Here is a 14,875-nt window from a genome sequence, read left to right as displayed (position 1 = left end):
GTTGCTTGGCATTGTCTAGCCAAGTAAATGGCATGATCTAATCCACGAAGAGAATTTTTTGAACCGTCAAGAGGAACTAGGATCTTATTAACTGACATACTAAACACACATCATGAGACTTTTTTGAATTTAAGAACAGAACAAGATTATCAAAAATAGTAATAAGAAATTGTTTTGATAAAAATTAAACAGTGTTTGGTACCAGAAGTCCTACAATCCTCATTATCTTATCAGATTTACAGAGTCTCAAACTTATTTCTAATTTTAAAGAATGTGGGTTGTCAAATCAATGTAAAAATATTTGAATTAAAAAAAAATTAGGGCTCTGGTTGAACTAATTCAACTTTTTGTTGTTGTTTATCGTAGAACTCATTAACTTCACTAGAAGGAATATAGAATGTGGCAGATACTACATCGCCTACTTTTGCATTACATTCCGATACAACTACACTAGTACCATATTGAGATTCTGCGACACATCCATATTCAGTAACTGCTAAAACGGTTACATCCTCAGTTACTTGAATTGGAGTCCAGTTCCATGGAGTAATTGTGAAAATTACAGCGACAGATACTCCTACTATCAACATAGCCATTAATACAGGTCTGGATAGTTTTGATCCCATAATACATTTTGTCAAATGTAAATTATATAATTAGAGAAAATTATCAGTTTTGAATTCCACTTTTGGAATTTATCTTGTGTAATAAATACAGAAATAATTTTTCATGCCTGCTTGGAACCAAAAGAGTCAGCAAAATAATTTTAATCCTGACGATTCAAATTTAGATTATCAAAATTAGTTTACTTCTAATAATAAAGAAATTTTTTTGGAGCTAAATTGCTTTAACTCCTCTTTGTTTTGTACAAATATCTAGAGCATCTTCAACATTTGTGACAAAAACTTTACCATCTCCCTTAGTTCCAGTACACGCAACTTTTGAAATTGATTCTAAAATTGGTTCAACTTTGGAGTCATCAACTACTACCACTATTCTTTCTCGAGCAAAATACTGCCCGACCAATGGTGGATCAGCACTACCTTGTCCTTGAGCATGAGATACAGTTATTCCTCCCACACCTTCTTTTTTGATAGCCTTTACCACATTATCTAGCATTGCTGGCGTAATCAGAGTTTCAATTCTTTTCATATTGACCATACGGTATTTTGATTTTAAAAGGCTCTACAGATTATCGGTATTGATTTTCAGTTCTGATATTGCACTTTACTTCTCAAATAACAGAAAATTGATCACAAATTATTGAATTCTGATCCCAACAAGATTACTGTCAAGGATATAATGACAAAATCTGTCATATCTGTTGATGCTGAATTAAATGTAAACGAGGCAGCAAAAATGATGGAAGATACTAAAGTTGGTGCAATCATTGTCATGGATAATAACTCCCCTGTTGGTATTATAACAGATAGGGATTTTGCAATCAAAATCGTTGCCCATGCATATCCAATCACGACTCCAGTAAAACAGATAATGTCAACGCCCCTAATCACGATTGGTCCTGAAGAATCAGTTTGGTCTATTTCAGGACTGATGAATTCTCGAAATATTCGAAAAATTCCTGTTGTAGATGATGATAAGGTGGTTGGAATTGTTACTGCTACTGACTTGATAAAACAATTTGCAACATGTACTGAAGAAGATATGAGAAAGATGTACTATCATTCAATATCTGAAGTATTTAGTCGATACAGTCCGTACAGCTAAATATTCTCATCATTGAAAATTTGTTTTATGCATAAATAGGAAGAACAACTATTATTTAGTATGAAAGTGAAAAAGACCTCCGGACGAGGAACAGGCACTAGAGAAGAAGAAATTAAAGAACAAAATTGGGCCGGGGATGCTTACAGAAAGGAACAGTCTGAGAAAATAAAAAAAACTGGCAAAAATATTACATTAAGCAGTGGACGCGGTGTTGGAACTAGAAAACTAAAAGACCTACCTGATCCAAAACCAAGACCATCAACTGAAGGCATGACCAGAGTAACAGGCCGTGGCACCGGAAGTAGAAAAAGTCGTAATAAGGGAAGCAATTAGATTTTTTTTCGATTAATTATTTTTCTCTGAATCAAAAAATATTCTGGACGGTTCTATATCTGATGATATTGACAAATTTGAAAATTCTTCTGGAATTAATGAGTAAATTACCTTTGGTTCAAACATTATCAAGCTAGACGAATGACCTTTCATTTTTTTAGCTTTTTCGGATTTAATTCTATTTAGCGATACATCAAAGATATTTTTTTTAATTTCTGAACATTTTGACTCATCTGTCAAAATGGATACTCTTCCATGAATCTGATACCCTGCATACTCTTCTTTATCGTAGACAGCTACAGTTGCATTGGGATTTACAGTATAGTTTCTAAATGATTTATGCTTGAAAAAATCAAGCCAAAATATCGCATCATCTTCTACAGTGAAAAATGTTCTCGGCGTAATATTGACAAATTTTGCCCCACCAGATGTACCGATTGCTACAATTCCTTGAGATTCGATCATTTTCTTGACCTCTTCTGGAATCTTCATACTGGAAAAAGGGGTTTTTTAATATATTATGTGGATACACAATTTTCAATTTTGATACTTCTAGATTCCCAGTTCTTCCTTGATCAATAATGTTCGATTTCTTATTGCCACTGAGCTCACCGCAGCTACTCTAGAAATTTGATTCTGACTAATCTTCTCTCCATTTAGTACACATGCAATATACACACAAGATGCAGCCTGCACAATTGGATTTTTACCTTCAGTGATTCCTCTTTCTTCACATTTCTTTAGGAAATCAACTGCCTGACGCTTTGTAGTCTCTTTCATATCCAAATTATTGCAAATTTTTGTGATAAATACAGCAGTATCATACTGATCTACATTCAATTCTAGTCTGCTCACTAGGGTTCTAAAGTCTCTTGAAAGAATCCTCTTTTCGATATTTGCAGCTTTTACTATATCATCTAAAGAACGAAGCGTACTTGATTGTCTACATGCTGCGTAAAGTGAAGCAGCTACGAGAGATCTCATTGTTCTACCTCTAGTTAATTTTGCAGCAACTGCTTTCCTGTAAATCTGTGCAGTATCTTCAACTACAGTGTCTGGAATCGCAAGTTTTGTTTTTAATGCATTAAGAATTGTAAATGCCTTGCTTAGCCTCACAACTGTCTTTGATTTGCTCCTTTGATCCCAAATTCTTAATCTTGAAAATTGATTTCTTGTATCTCTTGATAGATTATTTCCTGCTGAATCTCTGTTGTTTCCAATCACAGTTGATAATCCCTTATCGTGCATTGCTAATGACATTCCAGGACCGGTTCTAGTTTGACTCATGAAATCATCTTGTGATGAATATGCCTCATGCTCCACATCGGGTATATTTTGCAATAGCACTGTACCGCATTCCCCGCAGACAATTTCGCCTCTTTCTTGGTCTGTAATTGCCGGGTAGGTTTTGCAAGTGTCTAGTCTACACTTTGCATCGTAATCACTAGTAAAATATTCTAACACTACTGTATCTATTACGTGGTTATCAAATAAAAGGAACACGCATTTGGCAAAAATAATACTTAAAACAGCTTTTCATTGCAATTTTATTTATTACTCTCAGAATGAATTTTTTCCAGTCTTTTAATATATGTAAAATACACTATTGCACCTAACACAACAATTCCTACTCCTGATAAAATTACCTGCAAATCAAATTGAGTGATCATATACAACGTTGCTGCTAGACCAAATAATGGAAGAACTGGAAACTTTCCAATGTTGATCGGTACACGAAACGGTCTTGGTTCATTTGGTTTCGTATAGCGCAGTATGATAACTGCCAAATTTATCATTGCAAATGTAATGACTATTGCAAAAACAACAATGTTTGCAACAATAACAATATCCCCAATTAATGTAAAACCAGTGCTAATTACAAAGATGGCAATAACTGCCATCCATGGAGTCCTGGTTTTAGAATGAATTCTACCAAAAACTTTTGGAAGTGAACCGTCACGTGCCATTCCGTAAAGCATTCTAGCCCCTGCAATCAGCGTGATTAGAATCGTACTTGCTGTGGCAAATAACGCTATTGCAGACAATGTAAAACTTCCATTCTCCCCAAACGCTCTATTGGCAACATCTGCGAGTGGAGCAGAAGATTGCCCAAGCTCCTCCCATGTCATTACTCTTAACACAGAAATTGATACAAGAATGTAGATTACTCCTGTAATGAGAACTGCCAAGAGTATTCCTCTCGGCAGATTCTTGGCAGGTCTTTTAACTTCTTCAGCGATATTTGCCATATCTTCAAATCCAATAAATGCAAAAAAGATCAAAACAAATGCAAGAACAATTCCTGAAATTCCAGTTGTCTGCAAATAATCAACGGGCTCTTTGACTTCATAGCTGAAACCAAGAACAATTACCATTACTAATCCTGCGATTGTTATGATGGCAAAAATGGTATTCATCCAAGATGATTCTCTAATTCCTACAAAGCTAATGATGGATAAGACTCCAAGTATTACAATTGCTCCAATAACAATTGGAATATCGATAAATCCTACCAGATAGCCCCCAAATCCTAATCCTACTGTAGCGGCTGTAATCATTGAGGTAATTGAAGTTAGCCAACCAACTGTGAATGCAATAAAATTACTCCTAAATGCATTTTTCACAAAAACATATTCTGCTGCTGCTTTTGGAAATAGTGCAGCTAATTCAGCATAGCTCAAGCCTGCAAAAACTGCAACAATTGAACCAATTAGAAATGAAATCCATACGGCATTTCCAGCAAGACCAGCAGCTTCTCCAATTAGAACATAGATGCCGGCACCGAGAATTAATCCGACACCATACATTATTAGATGAAACAAACTCATGTTTCGGTTTAATTCTGACATACGCTACACTCAACGTCATAATATTAAATCTAAATTGGGTGCAAATTATCAACTATGAAAATTAATTCTCATATTCTTATACTAAAAATAAAAATGATTAGAATTGAAATGGAAGTTTTCTGAATCAGACAAAGAATGGCATCAAACTATTCTTAATGCGTTTGAAAATATCTTAAAAATGAAAATTAAGCCTGTACTAGTTTATGACAGAAAACATTTTGCAAACTATCTATACAAGGGTGCTACAAAACCTGGAGGAGTATGGGCTGAGTGTATAAAGGAATGTGGTACTATTTGGCTAAATCCACATTTATCTACAGAACCAAAAGTTGAGACAGTTAACACAATTTATCACGAATGTCTCCACATAAAATTTCCTAAAATGCATGAGAATAAAGTAAGAAAATTAGCTGATAAAATGATCCCAGTTGCATCCTCTCTTAGTTCTAAAAAGAAGATATTTGACATTGTGCACAGCCACTAATGATGGATTCTCTCTCGTATTATATGAGATAAAAAATAATCCCTGAATTGGTTCTATAGTTTTACTGGAATATTCTTATTACACAATTTCTGAAGAAAATTTAGAATGCTTCCAATAAGAGATGAAAACCCTCATCCAAAATCATTCAAGCCAAAACTAACCATTCTACTAATGATACTCAATGTTGCAGTATTTTTTGTAGAAGTAGCAATTACAGGCCAAATTTGGGAGTTTTCAAATCAAAATGCTGCAATGATGTTCTTTGAATGGGGAGCTGTACCATCATGTGTAACAGGGGCCAGCTATATTGTACAACCCGGAATGCAGATTCCCTGTCCTGACATGCCCGAGATTTCTCTACTTAGCTCAATCTTCATGCATGGTGGGTTGATGCACTTGGGTGGTAACATGTTGTTTCTTTGGATATTTGGTGACAACATGGAGTACAAGTTTGGCAGGGCAAAGTTTCTTGGAGTATACTTGATGTGGGGAATTGGTGCAGGACTGGCTCACATTGCAATTGATCCATTAAGTCCCATTCCAGCAGTTGGAGCATCCGGTGCAATCTCTGGAGTATTGGGTGCATACCTTGCAATCTATCCACGAGTTAGAATTTCGACTTTTCTAATGCTGGGATTCTTTTGGAGAATGTTACATATCGAAGCAAGATGGTTTTTGCCATTCTGGTTGATATTTCAAAACTTGTTACCGTTCTTTATTGGAGGATTTGGTGTAGCTGGAGGTGGAGTTGCATACATGGCTCACATTGGTGGTTTTGCAATTGGATATGCTACAGGCTACCTCTACAAAAAAACACACAACTCTGAATTTACCTATGGGACAAGGTATGGTTATCGAGGAAACTAAATTCTTTAACGAATAAATCCCTAAACAATTCTACATTATCCATGCCACTAATTACAGTGTCAATGTATCCAGGACGAACACAACAACAAAAAGATGACTATGCAAAGGCAATAACAAAGGCAGCTGTAGATATTCTCAAAACTAAAGAGAGTCATGTCATTGTCGTCTTTGATGAAAATCCTAAAGAGAATTGGTTTTTGGCTGGAAACCAGCTTTAATTTTTTTAATTTACCGATGCTTCTGTATGTATGTTTTTGATATCTCTAAGAACAACTAGTGCATTATTGACCTTGGGTTTACACAAAACTACTTCAAAAAATTTTTTGGCATAGTTTGGCATAGTTTTTTACATAATTTTTGTCTGAAATGATACATCAGAATTGAATAAACTGATCAAGACAGTTTTTATCTCATTTATTTTTACCAGAATTATGACAAAGATTGCACTTGTTCAATTCAAGGCATCAACAAAAAAGGAAGAAAATTTAAAAAAAATTTTAAACTATATTGAAAAGGCTGCAAATCAAAAAGCAAAACTTGTTGCATTTCCTGAATTTATGATGTTCTATACCTCTTCATCACAAACGCCAAAAGATCTTGCAAACGAGGCAGAAACGATTTCTGGAAACTTTGTAAAATCAATTGCAAGGGCTGCCAAGTCAAACTCAATTCAAGTTATAGGAACAATGTATGAAAAGAGCAACAAAAAGGACAGGGTTTTTGATACCTCCTTTGTAATTGACAAAAACGGAAAAGTTGTATCAAAATATAGAAAAATCCATCTTTATGATGCACTAGGTTTTAGAGAGTCTGCTAAAATGACCTCAGGCTCCAAGATTTCAAAGCCAACTTCTTCCAGCATTGGAAAGATTGGGATGCTGATTTGCTATGACCTGCGTTTTCCAGAGATGGCTAGAAAGCTGACGCTTGCAGGCTCTGAAATTCTAGTTGCACCATCTGCATGGGTAAAGGGTGAGATGAAAGAGGATCACTGGATTACTATAAACAAAACACGAGCAATTGAAAACGGATGTTATGTAATTGCGCCTGATCAAGTAGGCAACATTTACTGCGGCAGAAGCCTAGTTGTTAATCCATTTGGAAAAATTCTTGTTGATATGAAGAAACGACAAGGCATAGCATATGCAGATATCTCACTAAAAGAGATCAAAAAAACCCGTACCGTTTTACCATTGTTAAAAAATCGACGAAAAGATGTCTATTGATACTCTAGGTTTTCTTCTTTCCAGAGCAATTAAAATTTGCACAACGTTTTACCCATTTTTCTTTTCGTGAATACCTAAAGATGATAGTGGGCCAACTGCAAAACTTGCATGGAATCTTTGTTGCCTTTAGCATGGCCTTTTGCAAAAGAGGTGATGACGCTTTGCAACCATTGTAATAGTTTGAGCAACCCATGAATCTTTTTTTTGTTTTATAGGATCTTATTACCATTAATTGCCCCACATGGCATTCTGGGCATTCTAGCAAACCATCCTTTGGAGAGTTTGTACCTAAAATGACATATTTCTTCTTCTTTGTGGAATAGGATAGGTATCCGTTTTCATCAAAGTATTGACTAATTTCTTCTTTTAATGTCAAAGTCTTTTTCTTTGTTATCCTAATGGAATGGCGAGACTTGGAGCTCTTTCTAATCTGGTTTTGACTCTGTAACATCATCTTTTGTTTCAATTCTATACAATGTAAATGCTTGAACGATTTTTATAGGGAATGAGGTCAGCCAGATTTGTGGAAAAGGTTTGTGTTCTTGGTGCAGGAAGTACCAAATATGGAAAATTAGAAGATAGCATTTCTGATATCACAGTACAGGCTTCAGTAGGAGCTATTGAAAGTGCAGGCATTGAGCCAAAAGAAATTGATGCAGGTTACATTTCAAACGTTTTTGGAGTTGCAGATAAGCAGGTTCATCTTGGCCCAGTAGTCATGAGTAATCTTGGCATACCTGAAAAACCATCACTATCAATAGAATCTGCATGTGGAAGCGGTTCGGTTTCATTTCGAGAAGCATTTGCAAATGTAGCAGCAGGATTTTATGATGCAGTTTTAGTTACTGGTGTTGAAAAAGTAACTCATACAGGAACAGAGTGGACTACAACATATTTTTCATATTGTTCTGATTTCTTTTATGAAGGACAAGCTGGAGCATCATTTCCAGGACTCTTTGCATCTATGGCAAGAGCTTATCTTACAGAGTTTAAAGCAACAGAGGAAGACTTTGCAAGAGTTGCAGTAAAAAATCACGAAAATGGCCTTTTGAATCCTAAAGCCCACTTGCGAAAAAAGATTACAATTGATGATGTAATGAGCTCTGCAGTTGTTGCAAGCCCATTAAAGCTATATGACTGCTGCCCGTTCTCTGATGGTGCAAGCTCTGTAATTCTATGTAGTGAAAAGTTTGCAAAGGAGCATGGTGGTGATTATGTTAGAGTAATTGGTTCAGGTAGGGGTGGATCCCCTGCAGCACTGCAAGGTCGTGAACATATGACGACAATTCCAAGTACAAAACTTGCAGCACAAGCAGCATACAAGATGGCTGGAATCACAGCAAAAGATGTTGACTTTGCAGAGGTTCATGATTGCTTTACAATTGCAGAGATTGTTGATAGTGAAGATTTAGGATTTTTTGAAAAAGGTAAAGGAGTTGATGCAGTTAGAGAGGGACGAACTTCTCGTAACGGTGACATTCCGATAAATCCATCAGGCGGATTAAAATCAAAAGGACATCCAATTGGAGCAACTGGCGTTGGCCAAGTCGTTGAGGTCTATGAACAATTAACAGGAAAGGCTGGAGAAAGAACAGTCAAAGATGCTAAAATTGGATTAACTCAAAACTTTGGTGCTACAGGCGCCAGCTGTGCCGTTCATATTTTCCAAAGTGTGTAAGAAATGTCAGCAAAACAAGAATTTGTAGAGCAAGCAAAAGCAGGCAAGATTCTTGCTAGGAAATGCGCAAAATGCAGTCATCTCCATTTATCCACCGTATATTATTGCCAAAACTGTGGGGCAAAGGAGTTTGAAAATGCAATTCTTTCAGGGCAAGGAACTGTTGCAACATACACCATAATTACAGTGCCTCCTGCTGGCTTTGAAAAATACACCCCATATGCCTGGGTTGTTCTCAAATTAGACGCCTCAGAATTGCGAGTTTCTGGCTTTATGGCAAACATCAAAACCCCTGCAGATCTCCCAGTCGGTACCAAAGCTAAAATCACTGGATTTGATGAGAGGGGAATCCTCATAGAAAAGCAATAAAATAATTTATTGCGATTATTAAAAAAATCAGAGCAGTTTTCTAATTATCACAACTAAACGATTTTGATCTATGTCAGTAGATGTAACATGTGGAAAATGTGGTGAAAAGATCACAAGTATGAAAATGCTCAAACCTCTAAAAGATGTCATGAATCCTTACAGTGGAAAATGTCCTTCTTGTGGACAAGCACTTTCAACATCTGAATTTTCATTAGATGTACAAGAAAACTGATCTAGTTTTACAAAAATTATCAATTTTGATCCAAAAACTGATCCCGTTTTCCAAAAATGATCAAGTTGGATCCAAAAATGATCTAATTGGATCCAAAAACGATGTAGTCATAAATCTTAATTACTCCTAATCTGGTAGACATGGATATGGAACTGAGCGAGGGGGTAGCGGAGCCAAAGAGGGGCGGCATACTGCAATCCACATCAAAGCGTGTACGGATGATCTTTTCCGTTATGGCCAGTCCAAACCGTATAGACATTTTAAGAATTTTAAATTCCAAGGGCCCTTTGACTTATTCAGAATTAAAGTCCCTTGCTGGATTCAAATCAAAAAAAGAGAGTGGTAAATTTGCATACCATCTTAGAAAATTATTGAGACAATCCCTTGTTGCATTAAACAAATCTGAGAGAAGATACACCATTACAAACTTGGGCAAATTAGTTCTAAGTCTTGCAAGACAGATTGAAGAACGATCTATTATTGAAAGCGGCAAAATGTATGTTAGAACATCACATGAATCAATTGAGGAATTTAATTCTCATAAAATTATACAATCCCTTGTCCGTGAGGGAAGCTTACCATTAGAGTTAGCACAAAAAATTACAGAGGAAGTTGAAAACAGAATTTACAAATATCAAACAACATACCTTACCGGCTCTCTTATCCGCGAAATGGTTAACTCTGTTTTATTAGAACATGGTCATGAGGAATATCGCAATAAACTGGCCAGACTTGGGCTACCGGTATTTGATGTACAGGAAATGCTCTCAAATATTGATAATGTCGATAATGGCGCAGAAGGCCTACTCTACAAGACAGGCCAAGTAGTCTTTGCTGAGCATTTACTCACAAATACCCTGCCTAAGGACGTGGCAGATTCACACCTATCTGGCGACCTACACATTACGAATCCTGGAATATGGTCACTCTTACCTGATGCAATTTTTGTAAATATTAAGGAATTAATTGATGATGGCCTTAACCTTGGAGGAAAATTCCTAGATGTCTCACGAATACCATCTGCCAAAAACCTTGATGATCTAACATCAACACTTTCCATGTTGATTTCACTCATCTCAAAAGAAGCCTCACAAGAGGTTGTAATGGATGGATTAGCACAATTGCTGACAAAACATGCAAAGAATCCTGGAGACATTGAGCAAAAACTCACAGATGCATTTGCAACTGCTTCAACTGTTTCAAAGTATAACAAAAATCCAACAATTGTATCCTTTAGAGTTCAGCTCGGCTCTGATGCTAAGATAAACTCTGCAATTATCACCGCATACAAAAACTATGCAAGAATTACACCAATTCCAAAGATCGGTTTGATAATTGACTATGAAAAAGGAAAACTATCTGATGTCTCTGCTGATCTTGCAGAGATTGTAACACTTGGCGGCAAAGTAATCTTCTCTCAAGGATTAGTATCTAACAAGGGAATTACCAACATACAAACAAAGAACTCTACTCCTCTTTCAATTAACCTTCATTCAATTTCAATTAACTTACCACGACTTGCATTTGAGTCAAACAAAGATGAAACTTACTTTAGAGCAAGATTAGCTCTTCTCATGAAACCAGCTTTGTCATCTATGGCATTAAGAAAGAAAGACATATCTGATCTAACTCGACGTGGTCTTAATCCAATTCTTGCAAAGAATACACAGTACATGCAACGTGGCTCTGCTTCCATTGTGTTGAATTTGGTTGGACTAAATGAAGCAGTCTTTAACATTCTTGGCTACCAAGACAACAAAGAAGGTCGTGACATCTTACACAAAGTAATTGAAACTGCAGTTGAAGTTGCAAAGAAAAAAGGAAAAGAACTTGGTGATGATGTTAGAATATGTATGACAGAAAGTGATGGCTCTGTCAGATTTTCAACACTTGATGGAGAAAAATATGGAAAGAACTCTGTACTAAAAGATCTTGATTCTGATTCTTACTCTGAAGGATTCACACTTAATGCATCCGAGGTAGATGGGCTAACAGCAAAGAGTGAGCAAATCTCTGAATGCAACAAGCTTGCAAAAATGCTCAACGGTGGATTACTAGTCAGTCTTAAGATCGACGATGATGCAAAGATCGATGATATCAAAAAGGCAATAGAAAAGACTGGAGAATTAACATCCTCCTTCAAACCAGTAAAACACGTATCAATTTGTGGCGAATGTGGCTTTAAAGATGAGAAACTAGGCGACAAATGTCCTAACTGCAAATCACCTTACATTATCTGAAATTCGTAACTTCATAATTCTTTTCGTCATTTTACGATCAAATTTTAGATCCTATCAAAAATTTTTCAAAGTCGAAAATCGTACCGTTATGAAGTTCATAGTACCGGTGTGAATAATTTTAAATCAAAAATCGATCCTGATGAATTTTTTTAGGCCACACAAGTTATAACCACAGTAAATCATACCACTGGAGGGGAGATTATAGATTGGATAATTCACAAATAGAAAGTTCTATCGGAGAGATCCGCAAGCGAAATGGATCGGTTGTGGCTTTCAATAAAGATAAAATTTCAAATGCCATTTACAAGGCATTAGCAGCCACGTCTGAAGCCGACCGTGGTCTAGCAGATCAACTCGCAGAGGGAGTACTAAGAAAATTATTTGAGCAAGGATTTTCTGCTTCACGACCTCCAAGCGTTGAAGATATTCAGGATATGGTAGAGTCAACTTTGATCGAGAACGGTCACAGTGAAATCGCCAAGGCCTACATTTTGTATAGACATGAACGTAGAAAAGTTAGAGATGAGAAATTCAAGGTTCTTAACACAAAGACATTAGATCAAGTAGCAAAGAAATTTGATCTAAACTGCCTGAGAGTTTTGGCTTCAAGATATCTCCTACGAAATAACAAAAATGAGATTACCGAAAGTCCCAGTCAAATGTTTGAGCGTGTGGCCATCTTAATTGGCATTGGAGATTTAATGTATGATGCAGAACTCTTTGCAAAAGATGGTAACAAAAGACAAAACCTAGAAGAGGCAGAAGCGTATCTAGATAAACTAGACAGCTTTGATTACAAATTCAAGATAGGCGAATACTATCTTAACAAATGGCACTTTAGAGCCATGATTAACCACTACATTACTTTGGCAAACAAAGGTCAGATGAAGCTAAGCTTCAAAGATCTTCTGACAATGTTAGCTGCAAAGAAACTAGACAGATATGCAGACAGAATCAAAGAATACTATGATCTGATGGTTTCACAAGACTTTCTGCCAAATTCACCAACAATGATGAACGCTGGTGGACGTTTGGGACAACTATCTGCATGCTTTGTCTTAGACATGCCAGATGATATGGAAAGAATCATGAAATCAACATCTGATGCAGCATTAATCTTCAAATCTGGAGGAGGAGTTGGAATCAACTACTCTGATCTTAGACAAGAAGGTGACATTGTAGCATCAACATCTGGTGTTGCTTCAGGTCCTGTATCCTTCATGAATATTATCAATACAGTCACAGAAGTGGTAAAACAAGGTGGAAAACGCCGTGGTGCCAACATGGGAATTATCGAAGCATGGCATCCTGATGTTGAAAAATTCATCACAAACAAGACTCAGCCAGGCGTGCTTGAGAATTTCAATGTAAGTGTTGGAATCTGGGAAGATTTCTGGCATTCACTTGTAAATACCACAGACGGAAAATACATGCTAAGAAGCTCACGCAACAAAGCACCAGTTAGAGAAATTAATGCACATCAACTAATTGATCTAATTGCACTGTCTGCATGGAAGAGTGCCGAACCTGGTTTGATCTTCTTTGATCAAATCAACAAATACAATGTATTTGCAAAAGCAAGAGGCGGACCAATCCGTGCAACAAATCCTTGTGGAGAACAAAGCTTGTATCCATACGAATCATGCAACTTGGGTTCAATCAATCTGTCAAATCTTGTAAAACGCAAGGCAGATGGCGAATACGAATTTGATTGGCAAAGATATGAAGAAACAATTCGAAAGACAACTAGATTCCTTGACAGCGTCATTGATGTCAATCTGTATCCAGTAAAAGACATCGATACTGCATCAAAAGAATCAAGAAGAATCGGATTGGGTGTAATGGGAGTTGCAGATCTACTCTACAAACTACGAATCCCATACAACTCTAAAGAAGGATATGAAATTCAATCAAAACTAGCAGAAGCTCTCTCATACTATTCAATGGAAGAGAGTGTTGCATTAGCAAAGTCACGTGGAGAATTCCCACTTTGCTCAAAGACAGAATATCCAGAAGGAAAAATTCCAATTGCTGGATACTATGAACGTCCAAAAGAGCAACACAGCTTTGAATGGGATGCATTAATCCAAAAGATCCAAAAGCATGGAATTAGAAATGTATTGACAACAACTGTCGCTCCAACTGGAACACTATCAATGATTGCAGACTGTTCTAATGGAATGGAACCAATGTTTGCACTAGTGTTTGAAAAGAGAGTAACTGTTGGTCGCTTCTTTTACACAAACAAAATCATTGAGCAAGCACTCAAAGACAACGGATTGTACAGTGAAGAGATACTTGAAAAAATTGCTGACAACTATGGTTCACTCAAAGGAATTCCAGAAATTCCAGAATGGATGCAAAACATCTTTGTCACTGCAATGGATATTCACTGGGCTGATCATCTTATGGCACAAGGAGTATGGCAAGAATGGATTGGAAATGCAATCGCTAAAACAATTAACATGCCATATGATGTTACTGCAGAAGACGTCAAAGCAGCATATCTACTAGCACATGAGCTTGGCTTGAAAGGCATCACGGTTTATCGTGATGGTTCCAGACACAAACAAGTTCTTCACATGACTAGTGAAAAGGCTGAAAAAATATTCACAGTAACTCCAAGCAACTATGTCACTGACTATGTGTCAACAGCACTAGCAAACCAATACGTAAAAACCCAAGTACAAGACGCCTTGAAACTAAAAACGCCAGAAGAGACACCTGTTGAGCAGAATCTCGCTGAGGAGACATCTGAGGAAAACCTTTGCCCAACGTGTAAGAACAATTTGGTGTTCGTTGAGGGTTGCAGTATCTGCATAGAATGTGGATTCAGCGGCTGTACATCCGGTTAAAAGCATCACAACTT

18 protein-coding genes are annotated in these 14,875 nt (G+C 36.7%); 11 read left to right on the top strand and 7 right to left on the bottom strand.

Annotated elements, in window-relative coordinates:
* From C6988_RS11215 to C6988_RS10295, 3 genes are all read right to left on the bottom strand, one after another.
* Positions 1–98 (bottom strand): universal stress protein (locus C6988_RS11215; protein WP_255464476.1); only part of this gene is annotated, 98 nt, incomplete at its 3' end.
* A 219-nt stretch (positions 99–317) separates the two neighbouring features.
* Positions 318–626, bottom strand: a complete 309-nt coding sequence (locus C6988_RS10300) for a hypothetical protein (RefSeq protein ID WP_182135282.1) — start codon at positions 624–626, stop codon at positions 318–320.
* Between the two features lie 211 nt (positions 627–837).
* Complete coding sequence (locus C6988_RS10295) at positions 838–1,152, bottom strand: P-II family nitrogen regulator (protein ID WP_182135280.1); 315 nt, start codon at positions 1,150–1,152, stop codon at positions 838–840.
* Between the two features lie 111 nt (positions 1,153–1,263).
* Between C6988_RS10295 and C6988_RS10290 the strand changes: the two genes are divergently transcribed.
* A complete protein-coding gene (locus C6988_RS10290; RefSeq protein ID WP_342752389.1) occupies positions 1,264–1,728 on the top strand; it encodes a CBS domain-containing protein in 465 nt (154 codons plus the stop codon).
* Between the two features lie 60 nt (positions 1,729–1,788).
* On the top strand, positions 1,789–2,061 hold the full coding sequence (locus C6988_RS10285) for a hypothetical protein (RefSeq protein ID WP_182135278.1): 273 nt from the start codon (positions 1,789–1,791) through the stop codon (positions 2,059–2,061).
* 12 nt (positions 2,062–2,073) lie between these two features.
* On the opposite strand, the gene C6988_RS10280 is transcribed toward C6988_RS10285, so the two are convergent.
* From C6988_RS10280 to C6988_RS10270, 3 genes are read right to left on the bottom strand one after another with little or no spacing between them, the layout of a single operon-like run.
* The gene (locus C6988_RS10280; protein ID WP_182135276.1) at positions 2,074–2,553 is read right to left on the bottom strand and encodes a pyridoxamine 5'-phosphate oxidase family protein; all 480 of its coding nucleotides are present in this window, start codon (positions 2,551–2,553) and stop codon (positions 2,074–2,076) included.
* A 60-nt stretch (positions 2,554–2,613) separates the two neighbouring features.
* Positions 2,614–3,564, bottom strand: a complete 951-nt coding sequence (locus tag C6988_RS10275) for a transcription initiation factor IIB (RefSeq protein ID WP_255464475.1) — start codon at positions 3,562–3,564, stop codon at positions 2,614–2,616.
* Between the two features lie 44 nt (positions 3,565–3,608).
* Positions 3,609–4,910, bottom strand: coding sequence for an APC family permease (locus C6988_RS10270; RefSeq protein ID WP_182135274.1), 1,302 nt, complete (start codon positions 4,908–4,910; stop codon positions 3,609–3,611).
* Positions 4,911–5,013: 103 nt separating this feature from the next.
* On the opposite strand from C6988_RS10270, the gene C6988_RS10265 reads away from it, so the two are divergent.
* The 4 genes from C6988_RS10265 (at position 5,014) to C6988_RS10250 (ending at position 7,487) form a co-directional block, all read left to right on the top strand.
* Positions 5,014–5,394, top strand: a complete 381-nt coding sequence (locus C6988_RS10265) for a hypothetical protein (RefSeq protein ID WP_182135272.1) — start codon at positions 5,014–5,016, stop codon at positions 5,392–5,394.
* A 105-nt stretch (positions 5,395–5,499) separates the two neighbouring features.
* Positions 5,500–6,261 (top strand): rhomboid family intramembrane serine protease, encoded by a 762-nt coding sequence (locus C6988_RS10260; RefSeq protein WP_182135270.1) that lies wholly within the window; start codon positions 5,500–5,502, stop codon positions 6,259–6,261.
* Positions 6,262–6,302: 41 nt separating this feature from the next.
* Positions 6,303–6,479: a tautomerase family protein gene (locus C6988_RS10255; protein ID WP_182135268.1), complete on the top strand. Its 177-nt coding sequence runs from the start codon at positions 6,303–6,305 to the stop codon at positions 6,477–6,479.
* A 213-nt stretch (positions 6,480–6,692) separates the two neighbouring features.
* Positions 6,693–7,487, top strand: a complete 795-nt coding sequence (locus C6988_RS10250; RefSeq protein ID WP_182135266.1) for a carbon-nitrogen hydrolase family protein — start codon at positions 6,693–6,695, stop codon at positions 7,485–7,487.
* A gap of 4 nt (positions 7,488–7,491) precedes the next feature.
* On the opposite strand, the gene C6988_RS10245 is transcribed toward C6988_RS10250, so the two are convergent.
* Positions 7,492–7,941, bottom strand: coding sequence for a DNA topoisomerase (locus tag C6988_RS10245; protein ID WP_182135264.1), 450 nt, complete (start codon positions 7,939–7,941; stop codon positions 7,492–7,494).
* 69 nt (positions 7,942–8,010) lie between these two features.
* Here C6988_RS10245 and C6988_RS10240 point away from each other — a divergent pair, with 69 nt between their 5' ends.
* The 5 genes from C6988_RS10240 to C6988_RS10220 all read left to right on the top strand — a co-directional run bounded on the left by C6988_RS10240 (position 8,011) and on the right by C6988_RS10220 (position 14,861).
* On the top strand, positions 8,011–9,165 hold the full coding sequence (locus tag C6988_RS10240) for a thiolase domain-containing protein (protein WP_255464474.1): 1,155 nt from the start codon (positions 8,011–8,013) through the stop codon (positions 9,163–9,165).
* Between the two features lie 3 nt (positions 9,166–9,168).
* Positions 9,169–9,534 carry a Zn-ribbon domain-containing OB-fold protein gene (locus tag C6988_RS10235; RefSeq protein ID WP_182135260.1) on the top strand — a complete coding sequence of 122 codons (366 nt, stop codon included), beginning with the start codon at positions 9,169–9,171 and terminating at the stop codon, positions 9,532–9,534.
* 70 nt (positions 9,535–9,604) lie between these two features.
* Positions 9,605–9,766, top strand: a complete 162-nt coding sequence (locus tag C6988_RS10230) for a hypothetical protein (RefSeq protein WP_182135258.1) — start codon at positions 9,605–9,607, stop codon at positions 9,764–9,766.
* 146 nt (positions 9,767–9,912) lie between these two features.
* Positions 9,913–12,006 carry an anaerobic ribonucleoside-triphosphate reductase gene (gene nrdD, locus C6988_RS10225; RefSeq protein WP_182135255.1) on the top strand — a complete coding sequence of 698 codons (2,094 nt, stop codon included), beginning with the start codon at positions 9,913–9,915 and terminating at the stop codon, positions 12,004–12,006.
* Between the two features lie 206 nt (positions 12,007–12,212).
* Complete coding sequence (locus tag C6988_RS10220) at positions 12,213–14,861, top strand: adenosylcobalamin-dependent ribonucleoside-diphosphate reductase (protein ID WP_182135253.1); 2,649 nt, start codon at positions 12,213–12,215, stop codon at positions 14,859–14,861.
* Positions 14,862–14,875 lie beyond the last annotated feature (14 nt).

Origin of the sequence: Nitrosopumilus sp. b1, assembly GCF_014078545.1 — an archaeon.
In the GTDB taxonomy this organism is placed as follows: domain Archaea; phylum Thermoproteota; class Nitrososphaeria; order Nitrososphaerales; family Nitrosopumilaceae; genus PXYB01.
This window is presented reverse-complemented; position numbering and strand designations above follow the sequence as displayed.

What these genes read in the sequence shown, in the direction of transcription:
- C6988_RS10300 (WP_182135282.1), bottom strand. Translation starts at nt 626, where the DNA reads ATGGGATCAAAACTATCCAGACCTGTATTAATGGCTATGTTGATAGTA.
- C6988_RS10295 (WP_182135280.1), bottom strand. Translation starts at nt 1,152, where the DNA reads ATGAAAAGAATTGAAACTCTGATTACGCCAGCAATGCTAGATAATGTG.
- C6988_RS10285 (WP_182135278.1), top strand. Translation starts at nt 1,789, where the DNA reads ATGAAAGTGAAAAAGACCTCCGGACGAGGAACAGGCACTAGAGAAGAA.
- C6988_RS10280 (WP_182135276.1), bottom strand. Translation starts at nt 2,553, where the DNA reads ATGAAGATTCCAGAAGAGGTCAAGAAAATGATCGAATCTCAAGGAATT.
- C6988_RS10270 (WP_182135274.1), bottom strand. Translation starts at nt 4,910, where the DNA reads ATGTCAGAATTAAACCGAAACATGAGTTTGTTTCATCTAATAATGTAT.
- C6988_RS10260 (WP_182135270.1), top strand. Translation starts at nt 5,500, where the DNA reads ATGCTTCCAATAAGAGATGAAAACCCTCATCCAAAATCATTCAAGCCA.
- C6988_RS10255 (WP_182135268.1), top strand. Translation starts at nt 6,303, where the DNA reads ATGCCACTAATTACAGTGTCAATGTATCCAGGACGAACACAACAACAA.
- C6988_RS10250 (WP_182135266.1), top strand. Translation starts at nt 6,693, where the DNA reads ATGACAAAGATTGCACTTGTTCAATTCAAGGCATCAACAAAAAAGGAA.
- C6988_RS10245 (WP_182135264.1), bottom strand. Translation starts at nt 7,941, where the DNA reads ATGATGTTACAGAGTCAAAACCAGATTAGAAAGAGCTCCAAGTCTCGC.
- C6988_RS10235 (WP_182135260.1), top strand. Translation starts at nt 9,169, where the DNA reads ATGTCAGCAAAACAAGAATTTGTAGAGCAAGCAAAAGCAGGCAAGATT.
- C6988_RS10230 (WP_182135258.1), top strand. Translation starts at nt 9,605, where the DNA reads ATGTCAGTAGATGTAACATGTGGAAAATGTGGTGAAAAGATCACAAGT.
- nrdD (WP_182135255.1), top strand. Translation starts at nt 9,913, where the DNA reads ATGGAACTGAGCGAGGGGGTAGCGGAGCCAAAGAGGGGCGGCATACTG.